The organism is Solibacillus isronensis, from assembly GCF_023715405.1.
In the GTDB taxonomy this organism is placed as follows: domain Bacteria; phylum Bacillota; class Bacilli; order Bacillales_A; family Planococcaceae; genus Solibacillus; species Solibacillus isronensis_B.
The window spans coordinates 1-446 of sequence record NZ_JAMBOC010000028.1 but is presented as its reverse complement, the minus strand read 5'-3'; the positions used below and the strand labels follow the sequence as shown (position 1 = coordinate 446).

Annotated in this window: 1 pseudogene; it reads left to right on the top strand. The window is 33.2% G+C overall.

The features are described from left to right. A pseudogene (locus tag M3166_RS19040) lies at nt 1–256 on the top strand (GTP 3',8-cyclase MoaA); the annotation flags it as partial. Between the last annotated feature and the right edge of the window lie 190 nt (nt 257–446).

Below are 446 nucleotides of genomic sequence, written 5' to 3'. Positions count from 1 at the left end.
GTCTCAATCATTCTGTTCTACATGTACTCGAGCACGACTCTCATCAGATGGTAAATTTTACGGATGTTTATTTGCTACTGTGGATGGATTTAACGTTAAAGCATTCATGAGATCTGGAGCAACAGATGAAGAATTAAAAGAACAATTCAAAGCGCTGTGGCATATTCGAGATGACCGATATTCTGATGAACGAACAGAACAAACTGTTGCTAATCGCAAACGTAAAAAAATAAATATGAATTATATCGGAGGATAGTAGCCAGACCAACAGAGTATTTCATAGAAAACTGTATCTAGTCAAAGAAGATTGGAATTCCTTATTAACTCCTCATTTTATGTCGCCAAACTTTTTAGAGTCTGGCGATTTTCGCTTTATAGCTTCAAATTAACTATTGTGTGTTGTTTTAATTTTAAATGTTTATATTTTAAAGCGTTTAATTATGTAA